The organism is Caulobacter sp. 17J80-11, assembly GCF_014349105.1.
GTDB lineage: Bacteria > Pseudomonadota > Alphaproteobacteria > Caulobacterales > Caulobacteraceae > 17J80-11.
Map to the genome: position 1 here is coordinate 150,129 of NZ_JACSJI010000004.1, position 15,733 is coordinate 165,861.

General features: G+C 73.3%; 21 protein-coding genes and 1 tRNA gene. 11 read left to right on the plus strand and 11 right to left on the minus strand.

What is annotated here, in order from left to right; genetic code table 11:
- The first annotated feature begins 145 nt into the window (after positions 1 to 145).
- Complete coding sequence (locus H8B08_RS06210; protein ID WP_187449332.1) at positions 146 to 367, plus strand: hypothetical protein; 222 nt, start codon at positions 146 to 148, stop codon at positions 365 to 367.
- 92 nt (positions 368 to 459) lie between these two features.
- Here H8B08_RS06210 and H8B08_RS06215 read toward each other — a convergent pair whose 3' ends face one another.
- From H8B08_RS06215 to H8B08_RS06225, 3 genes are all read right to left on the minus strand, one after another.
- Entirely contained in the window at positions 460 to 987 is a 528-nt protein-coding gene (locus H8B08_RS06215; protein ID WP_187449333.1) for a hypothetical protein, read from the minus strand.
- Positions 988 to 1,151: 164 nt separating this feature from the next.
- Positions 1,152 to 2,003 carry a bile acid:sodium symporter gene (locus H8B08_RS06220; RefSeq protein WP_187449334.1) on the minus strand — a complete coding sequence of 284 codons (852 nt, stop codon included), beginning with the start codon at positions 2,001 to 2,003 and terminating at the stop codon, positions 1,152 to 1,154.
- Between the two features lie 12 nt (positions 2,004 to 2,015).
- Positions 2,016 to 3,506, minus strand: a complete 1,491-nt coding sequence (locus tag H8B08_RS06225; RefSeq protein ID WP_187449335.1) for a DUF1254 domain-containing protein — start codon at positions 3,504 to 3,506, stop codon at positions 2,016 to 2,018.
- Positions 3,507 to 3,736: 230 nt separating this feature from the next.
- Between H8B08_RS06225 and H8B08_RS06230 the strand changes: the two genes are divergently transcribed.
- A complete protein-coding gene (locus H8B08_RS06230) occupies positions 3,737 to 4,309 on the plus strand; it encodes an XRE family transcriptional regulator (RefSeq protein WP_187449336.1) in 573 nt (190 codons plus the stop codon).
- 5 nt (positions 4,310 to 4,314) lie between these two features.
- Entirely contained in the window at positions 4,315 to 4,827 is a 513-nt protein-coding gene (locus H8B08_RS06235) for an N-acetyltransferase (protein ID WP_222934342.1), read from the plus strand.
- Positions 4,828 to 4,912: 85 nt separating this feature from the next.
- On the opposite strand, the gene H8B08_RS06240 is transcribed toward H8B08_RS06235, so the two are convergent.
- Positions 4,913 to 5,389, minus strand: coding sequence for a hypothetical protein (locus H8B08_RS06240; RefSeq protein WP_187449337.1), 477 nt, complete (start codon positions 5,387 to 5,389; stop codon positions 4,913 to 4,915).
- A gap of 29 nt (positions 5,390 to 5,418) precedes the next feature.
- Complete coding sequence (locus tag H8B08_RS06245) at positions 5,419 to 6,492, minus strand: sensor histidine kinase (RefSeq protein WP_187449338.1); 1,074 nt, start codon at positions 6,490 to 6,492, stop codon at positions 5,419 to 5,421.
- 117 nt (positions 6,493 to 6,609) lie between these two features.
- On the opposite strand from H8B08_RS06245, the gene H8B08_RS06250 reads away from it, so the two are divergent.
- Positions 6,610 to 7,005, plus strand: coding sequence for a hypothetical protein (locus H8B08_RS06250; RefSeq protein WP_187449339.1), 396 nt, complete (start codon positions 6,610 to 6,612; stop codon positions 7,003 to 7,005).
- Positions 7,006 to 7,058: 53 nt separating this feature from the next.
- Here the strand turns inward: H8B08_RS06250 and H8B08_RS06255 are convergent, their stop codons facing one another.
- Entirely contained in the window at positions 7,059 to 7,538 is a 480-nt protein-coding gene (locus H8B08_RS06255) for a hypothetical protein (protein ID WP_187449340.1), read from the minus strand.
- 61 nt (positions 7,539 to 7,599) lie between these two features.
- Between H8B08_RS06255 and H8B08_RS06260 the strand changes: the two genes are divergently transcribed.
- The 3 genes from H8B08_RS06260 (at position 7,600) to H8B08_RS06270 (ending at position 9,223) form a co-directional block, all read left to right on the plus strand.
- A complete protein-coding gene (locus tag H8B08_RS06260) occupies positions 7,600 to 8,241 on the plus strand; it encodes a hypothetical protein (RefSeq protein ID WP_187449341.1) in 642 nt (213 codons plus the stop codon).
- Positions 8,242 to 8,511: 270 nt separating this feature from the next.
- A complete protein-coding gene (locus H8B08_RS06265) occupies positions 8,512 to 8,724 on the plus strand; it encodes a hypothetical protein (RefSeq protein WP_187449342.1) in 213 nt (70 codons plus the stop codon).
- 28 nt (positions 8,725 to 8,752) lie between these two features.
- Positions 8,753 to 9,223, plus strand: a complete 471-nt coding sequence (locus tag H8B08_RS06270; protein WP_187449343.1) for a hypothetical protein — start codon at positions 8,753 to 8,755, stop codon at positions 9,221 to 9,223.
- Positions 9,224 to 9,228: 5 nt separating this feature from the next.
- On the opposite strand, the gene H8B08_RS06275 is transcribed toward H8B08_RS06270, so the two are convergent.
- Positions 9,229 to 10,356, minus strand: a complete 1,128-nt coding sequence (locus H8B08_RS06275) for a serine hydrolase (protein WP_187449344.1) — start codon at positions 10,354 to 10,356, stop codon at positions 9,229 to 9,231.
- A gap of 139 nt (positions 10,357 to 10,495) precedes the next feature.
- Here H8B08_RS06275 and H8B08_RS06280 point away from each other — a divergent pair, with 139 nt between their 5' ends.
- Positions 10,496 to 11,734: an NAD(P)/FAD-dependent oxidoreductase gene (locus H8B08_RS06280; RefSeq protein ID WP_187449345.1), complete on the plus strand. Its 1,239-nt coding sequence runs from the start codon at positions 10,496 to 10,498 to the stop codon at positions 11,732 to 11,734.
- 162 nt (positions 11,735 to 11,896) lie between these two features.
- On the opposite strand, the gene H8B08_RS19105 is transcribed toward H8B08_RS06280, so the two are convergent.
- Positions 11,897 to 12,019: a hypothetical protein gene (locus H8B08_RS19105; RefSeq protein ID WP_255500695.1), complete on the minus strand. Its 123-nt coding sequence runs from the start codon at positions 12,017 to 12,019 to the stop codon at positions 11,897 to 11,899.
- 132 nt (positions 12,020 to 12,151) lie between these two features.
- Here H8B08_RS19105 and H8B08_RS06285 point away from each other — a divergent pair, with 132 nt between their 5' ends.
- The gene (locus H8B08_RS06285) at positions 12,152 to 12,904 is read left to right on the plus strand and encodes a phosphodiester glycosidase family protein (RefSeq protein WP_187449346.1); all 753 of its coding nucleotides are present in this window, start codon (positions 12,152 to 12,154) and stop codon (positions 12,902 to 12,904) included.
- Between the two features lie 169 nt (positions 12,905 to 13,073).
- Here the strand turns inward: H8B08_RS06285 and H8B08_RS06290 are convergent, their stop codons facing one another.
- Positions 13,074 to 13,340 (minus strand): hypothetical protein, encoded by a 267-nt coding sequence (locus H8B08_RS06290; protein ID WP_187449347.1) that lies wholly within the window; start codon positions 13,338 to 13,340, stop codon positions 13,074 to 13,076.
- Positions 13,341 to 13,422: 82 nt separating this feature from the next.
- On the opposite strand from H8B08_RS06290, the gene H8B08_RS06295 reads away from it, so the two are divergent.
- Together H8B08_RS06295 and H8B08_RS06300 are read left to right on the plus strand one after the other, a co-directional pair.
- Positions 13,423 to 14,034, plus strand: a complete 612-nt coding sequence (locus H8B08_RS06295; protein ID WP_187449348.1) for a sensor histidine kinase — start codon at positions 13,423 to 13,425, stop codon at positions 14,032 to 14,034.
- A gap of 285 nt (positions 14,035 to 14,319) precedes the next feature.
- Complete coding sequence (locus H8B08_RS06300) at positions 14,320 to 14,934, plus strand: hypothetical protein (protein WP_187449349.1); 615 nt, start codon at positions 14,320 to 14,322, stop codon at positions 14,932 to 14,934.
- A 48-nt stretch (positions 14,935 to 14,982) separates the two neighbouring features.
- On the opposite strand, the gene H8B08_RS06305 is transcribed toward H8B08_RS06300, so the two are convergent.
- Positions 14,983 to 15,402, minus strand: a complete 420-nt coding sequence (locus H8B08_RS06305) for a GNAT family N-acetyltransferase (RefSeq protein WP_187449350.1) — start codon at positions 15,400 to 15,402, stop codon at positions 14,983 to 14,985.
- Between the two features lie 248 nt (positions 15,403 to 15,650).
- A tRNA-Glu gene (locus H8B08_RS06310) sits at positions 15,651 to 15,725 on the minus strand.
- Positions 15,726 to 15,733: the final 8 nt, after the last annotated feature.

Consider the following 15,733-nt stretch of genomic DNA (forward strand, 5'->3'; position numbering starts at 1 on the left):
ATGCTGTGCTGATTCCGGGGCTTGCGTCCCGGCGTTCGAAAAACGGCGGTTTCAAGTTTTCCGCCGCTTCGCTGGAACGGGCGGGGGTGCGCGCACGCTTCGTGCGGGTGCGCTCGGGGCGCACGGTTTCTGTGGAGCGTAAGTGATGCCGAACCGTCAGAAGCAGGGCGGCAAGGGCGGCCAGCAGCGCGGCCAGCAGCAGGGCCAGCGGACCGAAGCTCAGTCCCAGTCCGACCTGAAGGCGCGCGAGTATCGCGACGAAAAGGGCCAGATCCACCACCACACGCAGAGCTACATGGATCAGCACAAGGGTGGCGGCGGCGGCAGCGGCGGCAGCAGCGGCGGCGGCGGCAGCCGGAACCGCTGATCCAAGACGGGGCGCTCCAAGGGGCGCCCCGTTCTTCTGTGGGCCTTCTCTTCAGCCTCGCCCCCGGGACAAGCCCGGGGGTGAAAGCGTGTTCAGGCCGCCGCCGGCGCCGCCGCGAGCGGCTGCGGGCGCATGGCCTGGCGCAGGTTGGCCAGCGCGCGGATCAGCTGCAGGGCGCCGGCCGCGAACAGGCCGGCCGCGATCCAGGCGCCCAGCTGGAAGCCGGGCTCCAGGACATGCAGCGGGTTCAGGCCGAAGCCGAGCGCGAGCGCCGGCGCGAACAGGGCCGAGGCCGCGTCGGCCAGGGCGCGCATGGCGCAGCGCAGGCGGACCAGGCCGGGCGTGAACAGGTCGGTCGTCGCGATCAGCGCCTGGCCCACGGAGCCTGCCAGGCACAGCATGTACAGCGTCACCCGCCAGCCGGGGCGCAGGCCCCAGCGCTCCAGGAGGTCGCCGATCACCTGCAGGATCACCCACTGGCCCCACAGCACCGGCAGCCAGATCCACAGGGCGGCCATCGCCCCGGTCAGCAGCAGCGCGATCACGGCCCCGACCACCGGCCGCGGCCCGGGCTTCCACCCCGCCAGCCACCAGGTCAGTCCGTCCGCCCACCGCGCCATCTCGCCCTCCCGCGTTCGTCCGGGCGAGCTTGGCAGGGACGGCGGGGCGCGGGAAGGGGGATCACCCCGTGGGCGAGGGGGCCGGGCCCACGCGGCCGGGCACGAAATCCAGCGGCGCGCCGGGGCCTTTCCTCGAAGGCGGGGCTACCGAAAAGCGCGGGGATCTAGCCCTTCGCGCGGCGCTTCCGCACCGCGAGCCACACGCCCGAGACCACGCCGCCGACCAGCAGGAACAGCAGCAGGGTCGCGGCCGCGCCCTTCTCGCCGGGATAGTTGGCGCTGACGATGGCCAGGGCGACGCCGGGGTGACGGGTGGCGGTGGACAGGGCCAGCACCGTGCGGTCGGACGGCTCAGGGCCGCCCAGCGCCCAGCCGACCGCCAGGCTCAGCGCCACGAAGGCGACGATCGCCAGCAGGGTGCCGTCGCCGACCTGGGCCATGATCGCGGGCCAGGCCTTCGCCAGCACCGCCAGCAGGCCCAGCGCCAGCGCCGCCAGCGCCAGGGTCGACAGCGGCCGGGCCAGCTCGGCGGCGAAGCGCGGGGCCAGGACGCGCACCAGCGCGCCGACCGCCAACGGGGCCAGCACCGTGACCAGCACGATTTTCGCCACCGCCGCCGCGGTCATCCGCAGCGGCACCCCCGCCACCCGTTCCACCACCTCCACCCAGATCGGGATCGAGACGATCGACGCCACGGCGGCGCAGACCAGCAGGCTGAGCGCATAGGCTTCCCGACCCTCGGCTTTCTTCTGCTTGCGCGGCAGCAGCGGCGGCACCGGCGCCAGCGACAGCGCCACCAGCATCACCTCCGCCATGTGCGTCAGCCGGAACACCAGGGCCGCGCCGGTCGCCAGCACGGGCGCGATCAGGATCATCGAGACCAGCGAGCGGGCCAGCAGGCCGGGCTGGCGCAGCAGCCAGGTCAGCTCGCCCCGGTCGGCCTGCAGCCCCATCGCGATCACCATGGCCGCGACGCTGGCCTTCATCAGCAGGGGGATCAGCTCGGCCAGGGTCATGGCGGCGTTCCGTCAGTGCACCGTCTCAACCGCCTCGACGTCGCCGGGCTTCCAGCTGGCGTCGAAAAACGCCTCGGTCGGGCCGTAGAAGCGGAACAGGGCGAACCAGCCCTTGCCGGGGACGGTCTGGATCCAGTTGGCCCCGCCGGCCGGGGGCTCAGGCCCGAACCAGATGTCGATGGAGCCGTCGGCATTGGCCTTGGGGCCGGTGTAGCTGCTGACCGTGGGGAAGGGCTGGCCGTTCCTCAGGATCGAGCGGCTGTCGGCGTCGTAGGCGACCACCGACCAGAAGGCCATGGCCGGGACGTCGGCCGGCACGTGCAGGCGGTAGCTCCTGGCGCCGTCCAGGTGCGCGCCGTCGGCGTCGCGGTAGGTGGCCAGGTACTGGGAGCCGGCCCCGACGTGCTTCTCGACCATCTGCGGCGACATGCCGATGGCGACGTAGGCGAAGGCTGAGCGCTGGTCGATGTCGACGAAACCCTTGCTGTCGAAGCGGGCGCTGCCGCCGATGAACAGCCGCTCCCAGCGGCGGTCGGGGTAGTAGCGCGCCTGCGGGTCGGCGTTGTCGAAGCTGTTCGCCCGCGCGACCGCCGAGGCGAAGCCGGCCGCCTCGTCCAGCAGGTCGCGCCGGCGCGCGTCGGGTTTGAACGGCTTTCCCTTCTGGATACCCAGCGCCGCCAGCCGGAAGCGCTCGGCGTCGCTGAACCGGTCTTCCGGCTCGCTCGCGACGATCTCGGCCAGGTCGTCGAAATAGCGCGCGTCGTCGCTGAACAGGGTGTCGACCGGCTGGTGCGAGGCGTTGAACACGGCGAGCGGCGGCCGTTCGTCGGCCTCGGTGAGGGGATAGATGCGGGCGCCGCGGATCAGCTCGGCCGCCCTGTCCGGCTCGCCGTCGACCAGGAAGCCGCGCACCCCCAGGGTCACGCGATAGCTCGGCGAGCGCAGGACGGTGTAGCCGTCGGGGATGCGGTCGGCGTGGTCGGGCGGGACCAGCAGGAACTTGCCGCCCTTTCCCTTGTCCACGCCGATCGGGCCGAGGTCGACGATCGGGGTCTGCCACAGGTCGACGATGCCGCCCAGCATGGACGGCGGCACCTCGATCACCACGGGGCCGTCGCGCGCCAGGTCGACCGGCGCGAAGCCGTAGACCGTCTCGGTGTTGCTGGTCAGGAGCAGGGTGTCGGCGTCCATCAGCCGTTCCCACAGCACCAGCTGGTTCGGCGCGCCGGGCCCCGCCTGGGCCACGCCGCGCCAGACGCTGAACCAGGACACCACCGGCATGTGGGCCAGATAGGCCTCCACCGCCCGGTTGAAGGTCAGCGCCTCGCGCAGGCGCGCGGCGGTGTCGGCCGACGGATAGCCGCCGACGAAGTCAAAGTCGCCCATGCGGGTCTGCAGGGTCTCGGTGCCCAGCCAGGCGTGCTCGGCCGCGACGTCGCGGGTGGGCGGCACGCGCGCGGCCTCCGCCTGCGAGCCGGAGCCGGTGCCGAGGTTCTGGGTCATGGGAGGTCTCCGCCGCGGGGTCGCGCCACAGGTGCGCCCGGGCGCGACGGCGGCCAATCGGGGGAACCCTGAGAGCGGGCGGGGGCGGAGCCCTAACCAGATCCGTCATCCCGGTCGTAGCGCGGAGCGGGGACCCAGCAACGCCACGCAGGCGCGCGCACTCTCACGCCCCTTGCGCGCCAGGGCCATGGCAGTTGCCGCCCGACCGACTCGTCCACTATACGAGACGCATGGACACTATCGTCGACGAGGCTGGCGCGCGGCTGTCCCGGCGGATCCGCCTGGAGCGGACGGCGCGGGACTGGTCGCTGGCTGAGCTGGCCCAGCGTTCGGGCGTGTCCAAGGCGATGATCAGCAAGATCGAGCGCGGCGAGACCAGCCCGACCGCCACCGTGCTGGTGCGGCTGGCCGTGGCCTTCGACCTGACCCTGGCCGGCCTTCTCGTGCGGGCCGAGGCGGACGCCGACGGAGGCCTGCTGTCGCGCGCGGCCGACCAGCCGACCTGGCGCGATCCGGCCACCGGCTACCTGCGCCGCCAGGTGTTCGCCCGGCCCGACCACCCGGTCGAGCTGGTGCGGGTGGAGCTGCCGGCCGGCGCGCGCGTGACCCTGCCGGCCTCGTCCTACGCCCGCATCCGTCCGGTGGTGTGGCTGATCGAGGGCGAACTGACGGTCCTCGAGGAAGCGGAGCGGCGGACGCTCCGCGCCGGCGACGCTCTCGCCTTCGGCCAGCCGGCCGACACCACCTACACCAACGAAACCGACCGTCCCTGCATCTATCTCGTCGCCCTGTCCCGGAGTTGACCGCCGTGATCGTCATCCGCCCGTTGTCCGACACCCCTGCGGTCCGCGCCGGCCTGGCCGAGCTGCTGGTCGAGACGGTGGCCCACGGCGGCTCGGTGAGTTTCATGCACCCGCTGACGCGCGAGGCCGCCCACGTCTTCTGGGCCGGGTCGCTGGCGGCGGCGGCGCGCGGCGAGCGGGCGGTGCTGGGGGCGTTCAACGACGGGGTGCTGGCCGGCACGGTGACGCTGCACCTGGACTGCCCGCCCAACCAGCCGCACCGGGGCGAGATCGCCAAGCTGATGGTGCGCGTGGCCCAGCGCGGGCGCGGCATCGCCGCGGCCCTGATGGGCGCGGCCGAACGGCTGGCTGTCGAGCGCGGCCGCTCGATGCTGGTGCTGGACACCGCCAGCGAGGGCGGCGCCGCCGGCCTCTACGAGGGCCTGGGCTGGACCTACGCCGGCGAGATCCCTGACTACGCGCTGAAGCCCCACGGCGGCCTGGTGGGCACGCGGCTGTACTGGAAGCGGGTGGGGTGATGAGCGCCGGCCTGCGTTGCAGGCTGGATGCGATCCCACGGCGGCTTGCGGGCGCCTGCTCCCCAGAAGGGGAGGTTTTATAGCCTCAGCACGTCGGAACCGGCCGGCCGTCGTCCTTGCGCGGCGGCTGGGGCGGCAGCTCCACCTCGATCAGGGCGCGGCCGCTGCGGGCGACGCCGTCCGCGCCGGTGCGGGTCTCGGCCCCGTCGGGGGCGACGCCGACGACGGTCGGGTCGGGCAGCGTACCGCCCATCAGCATGACGGCGTCGGTGATCGACTTCTGGCGCGCCGTGGCCAGCGCCTTGTCCTCGGCCGTCCAGGTCGCCGGATCGCGCGCGCCGGGCCGGTCGGCGAAGACCCGCAGCTTCAGCCACGGCACGGGGCTGATCGCCTGCGCCTGGCCCAGGAAGGCGGCCAGCTCTTCGCGGTCGACCGCGTCGAGCTCGGCCGAGCCTTCGGCGAATTCGATCACGGCGCTGGGCGCGATGGTCGTGCAGGCCTGGGCCGCGCCGGCCAGCGCCAAGGCCGCGAGCGTCCCGCCCAGGATGTGAATCGCGCGCATGCCGCCGCCCCGTCTGTCCCGAGGGGAGGCTAGCGGTCGGCGGCGTCCTGCGCCAGCGGGCTCGCCCCGGGGACCGGAAAGGCGACGGTGGCCACCGTCCCGACCGCGCCGTCGCGGCGGTCGAAGGTCCCGCCCAGCTGGGCCGCCAGGCCATCGACGATCCGGGTGCCCTGACCGGTGCCGCGGATCGCGCCGCCGCCCAGGCCCACGCCGTCGTCGGCCACCGCCAGCACGCAGCCGTTGTCGCCGGCCCGAAGAGTGATGGTCACCGCGCCCTCGCCCTGGGGGAAGGCGTACTTCGCGGCGTTGGTGACCAGCTCGTTGACGATCAGGCCGAGCGCGGTGGCGGCGTCGAGCGGCAGGGCCACGCGGGCGGCCTCGACGCTGATCCGCACCCGCGCCTCGCCCAGCGGCATGGCCGCCAGATCCTGGCCCAGGGCGGTCAGGAAGTCGGCGCTGTCCACCACGATCTCGTCGCCGGCCTGGCTGAGGCGCGCGTGCACCCGGCCCAGCACGCGCACCTGGTTGGCCGCCGCGGTCAGGGCGCCCGCCGCCGAGGGGTTGCGCCGGGCCGCCAGGGCCAGGCTGCCGGCCAGGGCGGCCAGGTCGTTGCGCACCCGGTGACCCAGTTCGTCGAGCAGCCGCTGTTTCTGGCGCTCGGACTGGGCGAGGGCCGCGAGGCTGCGGGCCAGGGCCTGCTCGCGTTCGGTCGCGGCCGTCGCGGCGCCGTGCAGGGCGTCCAGCACCAGGGCGCAGGCCGCGCCGGTGACGGCGAAGGTCGTGACCGCGAAGACCTGCTCGCGGAGGATCGCGAAGCTCTGCAGCGGCGGCACGAACCGCAGCGCCAGGACGACGCTGATCACCGTGGCCAGCAGGCCCGCCCCGCGGCCGAACAGGAAGCCGCACAGGATGATCGCCGGAAAGAACAGCAGGAACGGATGGCCGAGCAGCGGGCCGCGCAGGACGTAGTGCACCAGTCCCGTGGCGACCACGATGCCGACGGTGGCGAGGTTGCGCAGCCACGCCGGGGCCTCGTAGGCGCGCCGCGCCTGACGCAACGCCGCGGTGACCACCTGGATAGCGCGGCGATTGGAACGGCTCATCGAGGTCTCGGCGCCGACCGCTGGAAAACGAGCGCCTCGGGGGCGGGGTTTCCGCCCGCGTTCCGGAACAGCGCCCCGTCTCGCCCGTTTTCGCGCCAGCCAAAGGAGGAAAACCCCATGCGCACCGTCGCCGTCGCCTTCGCCGGCCTGGCCCTGCTGGCCGCCTGCGGCAAGCCTTCGGAGAAGCCCGGCAACCCGGCTGTCGACACCAGCCCGACCTCCGACACCGGCACCGCCGCCGGGGCCAACTCCTTCACCGAGGACCAGGCCCGCGGCGCGATCGAAAAGGCCGGCTACACCGACGTCACCGAGCTGGTGCAGAACGATCAGGGCGTCTGGGCCGGCAAGGCCATGAAGAACGGCAAGAGCGTGCCGGTCTCGGTCGACTACCGCGGCTCGGTCGTCGAGAGCACGGGCGCGCCCACCGCCGACCTCGGCGCCGGCGGCCCGACGCCTCCGGGGCAGGGCGCGAGCCCGCCCGCCGGCGCGCCGGTCGAGCCGGCCAAGAAGTAGGCCTGAAGCACTAGGAACGGGAACCGGCCCGCGGCGCCCCGCGGGCCGGGACGTCAGGCGGCCTTCGCGCGCGCCTTGTCGATGGCGGCCAGCACTTCGTCGCGGGCCTGTGCGCGCTTGGCCCAGGCGGGCAGGCGGGAGAACACCGAGGTGTTGCGCGGCCCGCTCTCGGTGAAGCTCTCGGCGCGCACCCGGTCGGCCAGGTAGGCGCGCACGTAGTCCAGGTGCTCGAGGTTGAAGAAGACGAGTTCGCCGTGCCGGGTCGGCGCGACCAGCCGCAGGGGCAGGCCCAGCGTCGGGTTGGAGACTTCCGTCGCCGGCTGCTCGCGCACCGCTGAACAGCGCGAACAGGTCATCCGCCGCGCCCCGAACGTCAGGCGCCGATAGCGGTCCTCGGCCGGCGGCTCGGTCACCCGCACGCTGGCGCAGGCGCCGCAGGCGGGACAGTCCACCAGCACGGGGTCCAGGAACTCCCAGGCGGCGCGGGCGGGATGGACGCGGGCGCGTTCGTCGGGGCGGGCGGGGCGTGACACGCGCCAAGGCTAGCGAGGCGCGCGCGCCGGCGCCACTGTGCGTGAAACAGGGGGGCTTTCCATGGCGCTGATCGCGGCTCTGCTGGCGGCGGCCGGTTTGGCGCACGGGGCGCAGGCCGCGCCGATCCGGGCGGACCTGGACCGGGGCTACTGGGCGGTGCAGGACCTGGGCCGCTGCCTGGCCGAGCTGCCCGACGGCGAGGGGCGCTACGAGACGGCCATGGCCCGCTTCTGGGCGGCCTACGAGCGGGCCGAAGGGCTTTACGGCCCCGATCCCGTCGAGCGGAGCGCGCCCGCCTCGCAGCCCGCGTGCGACGCGGCGTTCGCGGCGGCCTCGGAGACGCGGGCGGCCGACGCCTTCGCCGCGGCCGAGGCGCGGCTGAGCGCGGCGGAGGCGCTGATCTCGCGCGGCCTGTGGGCGGGGTCGTACCCGCTGTGCGCCGACACGGTTCAGACGGCCGAGCGGGTCCGGCGCAAGGGCGAGGGCCCTGCTGTCCGCCTGACCGTGAAGGACGCCGGCGTCGGCGCGCTCGCGGCCTGGGCGGGAACGGAAGACGCGCCGGCGCGGCTGGCCATCCGGCTGGACGGGCTCGTCGTGGCGGTCGTGCCTTTGCAGGCGCCGGTCGAGCCGAAGCTGGAGGTGGAGGGGCTCGACGAGCCCACCCTGGTGAAGCTGACGGTGGCGGCGAAGGCGGCCTGCTGATCCTTCTGCCTCAACAGACCTTGGGAACCGCTCTCAATCCGTCTGTCCCGACGAAAGTCGGGACCCAGATTCATCCGCAACGCCTTGTGGGCTTCACCTGGACCCCGACTTTCGTCGGGGCAAACGGCGAGTGGGGGCGCCGATTTCTCAACAGTCTTCTCGCGGGAGAAGGTGAGTTGGCCAATCCGGCGCAGGGGCGACGAGCGTTGCTATTCGAACGGCCGCGCATAAAGCTCGGGCCGTGAGTCCGAGGCGGGAGCTGGATTGAGCATGCGAGCCGATCGACCTTCCGCGGACGTCGTGGCGATGCGCGACGGACGCCGCTACGTTTACGCCAACTTTTTCCCGCCTAATGCGTCGGACGCCGACGACTGGCGGACGCGGCCGATCATGGTCTGCGACGGCGGTCCCTGGTTTTTCGGCGCTGAGTACGACGTGACGGCCGGGCGGATCACCCAGCTGGCGTTCAACGGGCGGGCGTGAGCCGGCCCCGGGATTTGGAGAGAGCCTCATGAAGGCGAAAGTGTATCTGGGACTGGCGCTGGCGGCGCTGACGCTGCAGGCCTGCGGCCGGGGCGAGGACAAGAAGGCGGCGCCGGCCGCCAAGGCGCCGGCCGTGCAGGGCGAGGCCGCCAAGACGCCGCCGGCGGCCGTCCCGGCCGTCGTCCTGCGCATGACCTGTAACGAGGGCGGCGCGCCCGCGGCCTACGAGCTGGCCGGCGACCGGCTGACCCGCGACGGCAAACTGATCTCCACCAGCGAACTGACCCACCTGGGCGAGACCCAGGAAGAGGAGGGCATGGAATCGGGCTTCGCCCGCCACCGGGTGGCCGGCCACGTGCTGACCCGCGACATCTTCTGGACCACCGGCGGCCAGGCCATGGACCTGGTCTCCACCCAGGTGTTCGACTTCGACAAGCAGACCCTGGTCGAGAACGGCAAGGACACCTGCCACCACGCGGCGGGCGCGAAGGCCGGGTGAGGCGTTCAGCCTGACGAAGGGCTGGCCGGCGCCGGCGCGAACGCCTTGCGCAGGCGCGCCGAGGCGGGCCGCTGGGCGCCGTCCTGGTTGACCAGAACGACCAGGACCAGCGGCGCGTCCTCGAACACGTCCAGCTGAGCCGCCGCGCCCAGGGTGCCGCCGTTGTGGCCGAAGGTCGGGCGGCCGTTGACCGTGAGCCGGCCGAAGCCCGCGGCGTAGGCGTCGATCGGGCCGCCGGGCCGGTCCATGCGCCCACGCTCGGCCTTGAGCTCGGCCAGGGTCGCGGGCTTCAGGAGGCGTCCCCCCGTCAGCGCGGCGGCGAACCGGAACAGGTCGTCGACCGTGGCTGCCCCGCCGCCGGCCGGACCGCCGCGGCTCCACTGGCCGCGGGCGTCGGTCCACGGGCTCGGCGTGCAGTTTGGCTGCATGAAGCAGCCGTCGGTGTAGCCGATGGCGAGGTCGGGGGCGGTCTCGTCGCGAAGGGGATAGCCCGCGCGGGTCATGCCGGCCGGCTGGAAAACGCGCCGGCGCACACTCTCGTAGTAGTCGCGCCGGTCCAGCCGCTCGATCACCGCGCCCAGCAGCACGAAGCCGGAGTTGCTGTAGCCGTAGCGGGAGCCCGGCTCGAACTGCAGCTGTTCCTCGCGGACCAGGTCGACGTAGTCGGCGACCGTGCGGATCGACCCGCGCGCCTCAGCCCAGCGGGGCGAGCCGAAGTAGCTGCCCACGCCCGAGGTGTGGGTCAGCAACTGGTCTAGCGTGATCCGGGAGGCGACGGCGGCGGGGAAGTCCGGCAGGTGGTCCGACAGGCGGTCGTCCAGCGACAGTCGGCCCTCCTGCAGCAGCTGGCCGATGGCGACCGTGGTGAACAGCTTGCCGGCCGAGGCGAGGTTGAAGCGGGTGTCGGGCCGGTTGGCGATCTGGCGCTCGCGGTCGGCCAGGCCCCACGCCTTGCGCAGCACCGGCCGGCCCCCGACCGCGGCCAGCGCCGCGCCGGAGAGCCGGCCCTCGGCGGCCAGGGCGTCGAGCGCCTGTTCGGCCGCCGCGGCCGGATCCTCGGCGCGGGCGGGGAGGGAAAGGGCCAGGGCGGACAGGCCCAGACCGGTGAGAGCGAAGCGACGGGTGATGATCATATGCCCAGCGTGGCCGTACGCTGTTGCGCGGGAATTTCGCCTCTGTTTCGCCGCTGCAACCCAAGCGTCGATTTCCCGGAAGGCGGCGGCCACCGGGGCGAGCCGCGAACCTCGACGCCGCCGCAGTCGTTGAGGGCGCATGTGGCGCCAGGCGGTCGAGGTGGCGGTGATCGGGGCCGGGGCGGCGGGGCTGGCGGCCGGGCGGGCGCTGGCGCGCGCCGGCGTGCAGACCCTGGTGCTGGAGGCTCGGCCGCGGATCGGCGGGCGGGCCTGGACGCAGGTCCTCGACGGCTTTGCGCTGGACATGGGCTGCGGCTGGCTGCACTCGGCCGACCGCAATCCGTTCGCGCTCATGGCTCGCGACCTGGGCTTCACCCTCGACGAGACGCCCCCGCCGTGGGAGGGCCAGGCCGGCGGCCAGGGCTTTCCGCTCGAGGCGCAACGTGAGTTCCACGCCGCCTTCGACCGGTTCGAGCAGCGGCTGGAGGCGGCCGCGCGCGAGGGGGAGGACCGCGCGGCGGGCGATCTGATGGACCCCGACTGTCCCTGGAACCCGCTGATGGACGCGGTGGCGACCTGGTATTCCGGCGCGCCGTTCGGGGCGCTGTCGCTGCAGGACTACGTCGCCTACGACGACGACGGGGTGAACTGGCGGGTGGTGGAGGGCTATGGCGCGCTGGTCGCGCGCGCCGGCGCCGGCGCCCCGGTGCAGACCGGAGTCGAGGTCACGACGGTGGACCGCACCGGGCCCAGGCTTCGCCTGCAGACCAGCCTGGGCGCGCTCGAGGCCGAGGCGGTGATCGTCGCCGTGCCGACCCCGGCTCTGGCCGAGGGGCGTCTCAGCTTCGACCCGCCCCTGCCGGCGAAGGCCGAGGCCGCCAGCGGCCTGCCGCTGGGCCTGGCCGACAAGATCACGCTGCGCCTGGCCGAGCCGGACGGCTTTCCGGTCGACAGCCAGATGCTGGGGCGCACCGACACGACCGACACCGGCGCCTATCACCTGCGCCCGTTCGGCCGGCCGTTGATCGAGGCCTTCGTCGGGGCCGACCTGGCGCGCCGGCTGGAGGCGGCGGGGCCGCAGGCCGCCTACGACTTCGCGCTGGAGGAGCTGTGCGCCCAGCTGGGCTCGGGTTTCCGCAGCCGGGCGAAGGGCGTCGCCGCCACAGCCTGGGCCGCCGATCCGTGGGCCCGCGGGTCCTATTCCTACGCCAGGCCGGGCCGCCGCGCCGCCCGCAAGGCCCTGGCCGCCCCCGTCGAGGAGCGCATCTTCTTCGCCGGCGAGGCCTGCCACCCGACCCTGTTCTCCACCGCCCACGGCGCCTGGCTGACCGGCGAGCGGGCCGCGTCGCAGGCGATCGTGACGCTGCGGGGGGCGTGAGGCGCGGGGTGATCGCCCCAACCCCGTTCTCCCCGACGAAAGTCGGGGCCCAGGTGAAGCCCGCTAGCCGTCGCGGATGAAGCTGGGTCCCGACTTTCGTCGGGACGTACGGACGGGGGAGGGGCGCGGACCCGCTGCTCACCCGCGCTCCCGGTCCGCGCCTCAGCGCCGCCGCGGCGGGCGTGCGCCGCGCGACGCCAGGAAGAGCAGGGCGACCAGCGCCGCCCCCGCCGCCATGATCGCCGCGCCGTCCGCGCGGAAGATCTGGTCCAGTCCGTCCCACATGCCTGCGTCCCCCCCAACCCAGGCCGTCAGAAGATCAAGCCTGCGCGCGGGCGCCAAGTGCGGCCCCAAGACGCGCCCTTGAGCGCGGGAACGCCGGTCGGCTAGCGTGGCGCGACCGCAGGGGAGGGCCGCATGCGCCGCACGTTTCTGGCCGGTGCGCTGACAGCGGTGCTGGGGCTGGCGGTCGGGCCCTCGACCGCCGCGCCGGCGCCTGAGCCCGCCTGCCGCACGGCCAACTTCGAGGGCGACGGCTTCGTGGTCTGCCGCTACGCACCCGGCGAGGGCGAGCTGCGGCTGGCCCTGAACGGGCCGGGCGGACCGCTGGGGAGTTTCCGGGCCCTGAAGACGGCGCTGGGCGAAGACGCCGGCCGGGTCGTCTTCGCCATGAACGCCGGCATGTACGAGCCCGACCGCGCGCCGGTGGGCCTGTTCGTCGAGGCCGGCCGCCAGCGGGCCCCGCTGAACCGGGCGGCGGGCGCGGGCAACTTCTACCTGGCCCCCAACGGGGTGTTCTGGGTCGACGACGCGGGCGCGCCGCACGTGGACGAGACCGGCGCCTTCGCCGCGTCGGGCGTGAAGCCGCGCTGGGCGACCCAGTCGGGGCCGCTGCTGGTGAGCGGCGGCGCGCTGCACCCGCGCGTCATGCCCAACGGGACCTCGCTTGCGGTGCGCAACGGCGTGGGCGTGAAGGGCGGCCAGGCCCTGTTCGTGATCAGCGACCGGCCGGTGTCGTTCGGCCGCTTCGCCCGTTTTCTGAAGGACGAGCTGGGCTGTCCCGACGCGCTCTACCTGGACGGGACCGTCTCGGCCCTGTGGGCGCCGGGCCTGAACCGCCGCGACGACCAGACGGGGCTGGGGCCGCTGGTGCTGGTGCTGAAGCGGTGAGGGGCGGTGAGCGGTGTTTTGCTCGGGGGCGCTGTACTCATCCTCCTTCTCGCGGGCGCATCGCTCCCATCCCCGTGCGCCCCGGCGAAAGTCGGGGTCCAGGTGAAGCCCGCGTGCCGGTCCGGATGAATCTGGGTCCCGACTTTCGTCGGGACATACGGATGGGGGATCAGAGCCCCCGCTCCAGCCCTTTGACGACGCACAAGGCCGCCAGGGTGGCGAGCAGGACCATGACCGCGCCGTAGAGCAGCGGGTTGTCGCGCCGTCTCACGATCCACGGCCGGAAGACGGAGCCGCCGACGGGCACGCCGCCCGAGACCAGGCCGATCAGCCAGACGGCCGCGAAGACGCCGCCGAACACAACCCAGCCGAAGCCCGGGCTCGCGTTCATGGGATGGCCGGCGGGTGCGGCGGTTCGGGCCGCACGCCCGCGCATTGCGCGATCATTGGAATCCCCAGCGACAGACGGGCCGAGGTTATCCGCATGGGGCTTCTCCACAACGTGCGCGAAACCCGGAATGGGCGAGTTTGTCCGCAGCCTTACGGACGCGACAGCGCCGAGCCGCGTCGCCAACGCCGAGCTGGGCCACCGGATGAAGAACACCCTGGCCCTGGTGCAGGCGATCGCCAACCAGACCCTGCGCGAGGTCGAGCCGCGCGCGCCGGTCGACGCCTTCCGCGCGCGCCTGACCGCGCTGGCCCAGGCCCACGACGTGCTGCTGCAGCAGGACTGGGCGGCCGCCTCCCTGCGCCAGGTGGTGGAGGCGACCCTGGCCCCGCTGGACGGCCTGCGCCAGGTGCGGACGGACGGCCCCGACCTGACCATCGGTTCGCGGGCGGCGGTGCAGTTGTCGCTGCTGTTGCACGAGCTGGCCACCAACGCGGCCAAGTTCGGGGCGCTGTCGGCCCCGGACGGGCGCGTGCGGCTGGTCTGGAGCGCCGACGCGGAGCTGCTGCGGCTGAACTGGCGCGAGGCCGGCGGCCCGCCGGTCCAGGCGCCGGATCGCACCGGCTTCGGCTCGCGCCTGATCGACCTGGGGCCGGGCGGCTCGGGCCGGGTCACGCGGCGCTATCCCCAGAGCGGCTTCGAGGCCGACATCGAGGCGCCGCTGCGCGAGCTGTCGGCCTAGGCCCGGATCATCCCCCTTCGGGGGGCCTGTTGCGAAATTCTGGACGCCAAACTCCGTATTCCCCGACGAAAGTCGGGGTCCAGGTGAAGCCCACTGACGTTGCTGATGTATCTGGGTCCCGACTTTCGTCGGGACATACGGATTTCAGGCACCGAGCAAATTTCGCAACGGTCCCTGTGGGCGAGGGGGACCGCGACGCGGTGAAGGGGCATGGCGGAATCTCGGATACCTGTGTCTTGCGAGCGGGGCCGTGATCGCTAGGTTGCCGGTCGGGGGGACAGCCTCGTGCACTGCAACTTCCGCATCGCGCAGCACGTCGAACTGAACGGGGCGTTCGGCGCGCTCGACGTTCACGGCGTCTATCGGCTGGACCGGTGCGAGGCCGACGACGCCACGGGCGCCCTGCGCCTGGCCTTCCGGGCGGCCTACGTCCTGCGCAAGGGACGGCCGCAGACCTTCCGGATCGACTTCTCCGGGCTCGACCTGCTGGAGATGCACGCGGTCCCGGCCGAGCTCCCGACGCTCGAGATCGAAGAGGCGGGCTTCATGGCCCCCGACGACCGCGACTATCGCTGGTTGCTCCACGACGGCGAGCCGGGGCCGGGCAAGCACCTGGTGCTGAAGGGCGCCGGCGGCGAGGTCATCCGCGTCTCGGCCGAGCGGGCCGAGGTCACGGTTACGGACCTGCCGTCCCGGGCGCCGCGCGGGGTGACACGGGCCCTGGCGTGGACCTGGGCGGCGGCGACCCTGCTGACCCTGGGGGCCGCCTTCGGCGCGTGGAACGAGCGGACGCAGGCCCTGACCCGGGTCGACCGGACGATCGGCGATCCGGATACGCCCTCATCCGTCACCCCGGCGAAAGCCGGGGTCCAGGTGAAGCCCACAGATCGCCGCGGATGAATTTGGGCGGTTTGCGGCGTGGCCGTCGCAGGTGACCGGCTCTGAGGCTCAGAACCGCTTGCTCATGAAGTGGCGCGCGCCGCCGACCGGGTGGCCCTCCAGCGTGCCGAAGGCGGTGTAGCCCTGCTTCTCGTAGAAGCCGCGGGCCTGGAAGGCGTAGGTGTCCAGCCACGCGCCGACGCAGCCGCGCTCGCGGGCGATCCGCTCCGCCTCGGCCAGCAGGGCGGCGCCGAGGTCCTGGCCGCGCAGGCTCTCCGGCACGGCCAACAGCTCGACGAACAGCCAGTCGTAGCCGGTCTTGCCCCACAGCCCCCCCACCGTCGCGCCGGCCGCGTCGGTCAGCAGCACGGCCAGCGGCAGGATCTCGGTCGGTGGCCCGTGGCGGCGGTTGTACGCGGCCAGCGGCGCCAGCACGGCGGCGCGGTCCTCGGGCGAGGGGGCGTCGGGAACGGTGAGGCGGATGGACATGGGCGCTAGGCTTAGGGCCGTTCGGCGCATCTCACCACCGCCGTCATCCCGGCCGTAGCGGAGCGAAGAGCCGGGACCCAGCAAGCGCGGCGGTGGTTGCAGCCCTGGCTTCGCGGCGTCGAGGTCGGAGCTGCTGGGTCCCGGATAAGCGCTGCGCGCTTTCCGGGATGACTGATGTAGGGGCGCCAGTTCGCTTCCCAGGCATCTAGCCTGAGCTCGCAACGCGTTGATCTGTCAGGAAAACCCGGTGGCACTCCCTAGGGGAATCGAACCCCTCTTTCTAGATTGAAAATCTAGCGTCCTAACCGATAGACGAAGGGAGCGCGGCCGG

Bases quoted from the DNA above. Each gene is read 5' to 3' on its own strand.
- H8B08_RS06250 (WP_187449339.1), top strand. From the start codon at position 6,610: ATGCGCACCGTCGCCGTCGCCTTCGCCGGCCTGGCCCTGCTGGCCGCC.
- H8B08_RS06285 (WP_187449346.1), top strand. From the start codon at position 12,152: ATGCGCCGCACGTTTCTGGCCGGTGCGCTGACAGCGGTGCTGGGGCTG.
- H8B08_RS06215 (WP_187449333.1), bottom strand. From the start codon at position 987: ATGGCGCGGTGGGCGGACGGACTGACCTGGTGGCTGGCGGGGTGGAAG.
- H8B08_RS06265 (WP_187449342.1), top strand. From the start codon at position 8,512: ATGCGAGCCGATCGACCTTCCGCGGACGTCGTGGCGATGCGCGACGGA.
- H8B08_RS19105 (WP_255500695.1), bottom strand. From the start codon at position 12,019: ATGTGGGACGGACTGGACCAGATCTTCCGCGCGGACGGCGCGGCGATC.
- H8B08_RS06240 (WP_187449337.1), bottom strand. From the start codon at position 5,389: ATGCGCGCGATTCACATCCTGGGCGGGACGCTCGCGGCCTTGGCGCTG.
- H8B08_RS06225 (WP_187449335.1), bottom strand. From the start codon at position 3,506: ATGACCCAGAACCTCGGCACCGGCTCCGGCTCGCAGGCGGAGGCCGCG.
- H8B08_RS06275 (WP_187449344.1), bottom strand. From the start codon at position 10,356: ATGATCATCACCCGTCGCTTCGCTCTCACCGGTCTGGGCCTGTCCGCC.
- H8B08_RS06260 (WP_187449341.1), top strand. From the start codon at position 7,600: ATGGCGCTGATCGCGGCTCTGCTGGCGGCGGCCGGTTTGGCGCACGGG.
- H8B08_RS06245 (WP_187449338.1), bottom strand. From the start codon at position 6,492: ATGAGCCGTTCCAATCGCCGCGCTATCCAGGTGGTCACCGCGGCGTTG.
- H8B08_RS06230 (WP_187449336.1), top strand. From the start codon at position 3,737: ATGGACACTATCGTCGACGAGGCTGGCGCGCGGCTGTCCCGGCGGATC.
- H8B08_RS06295 (WP_187449348.1), top strand. From the start codon at position 13,423: ATGGGCGAGTTTGTCCGCAGCCTTACGGACGCGACAGCGCCGAGCCGC.
- H8B08_RS06305 (WP_187449350.1), bottom strand. From the start codon at position 15,402: ATGTCCATCCGCCTCACCGTTCCCGACGCCCCCTCGCCCGAGGACCGC.
- H8B08_RS06270 (WP_187449343.1), top strand. From the start codon at position 8,753: ATGAAGGCGAAAGTGTATCTGGGACTGGCGCTGGCGGCGCTGACGCTG.
- H8B08_RS06210 (WP_187449332.1), top strand. From the start codon at position 146: ATGCCGAACCGTCAGAAGCAGGGCGGCAAGGGCGGCCAGCAGCGCGGC.
- H8B08_RS06220 (WP_187449334.1), bottom strand. From the start codon at position 2,003: ATGACCCTGGCCGAGCTGATCCCCCTGCTGATGAAGGCCAGCGTCGCG.
- H8B08_RS06290 (WP_187449347.1), bottom strand. From the start codon at position 13,340: ATGCGCGGGCGTGCGGCCCGAACCGCCGCACCCGCCGGCCATCCCATG.
- H8B08_RS06280 (WP_187449345.1), top strand. From the start codon at position 10,496: ATGTGGCGCCAGGCGGTCGAGGTGGCGGTGATCGGGGCCGGGGCGGCG.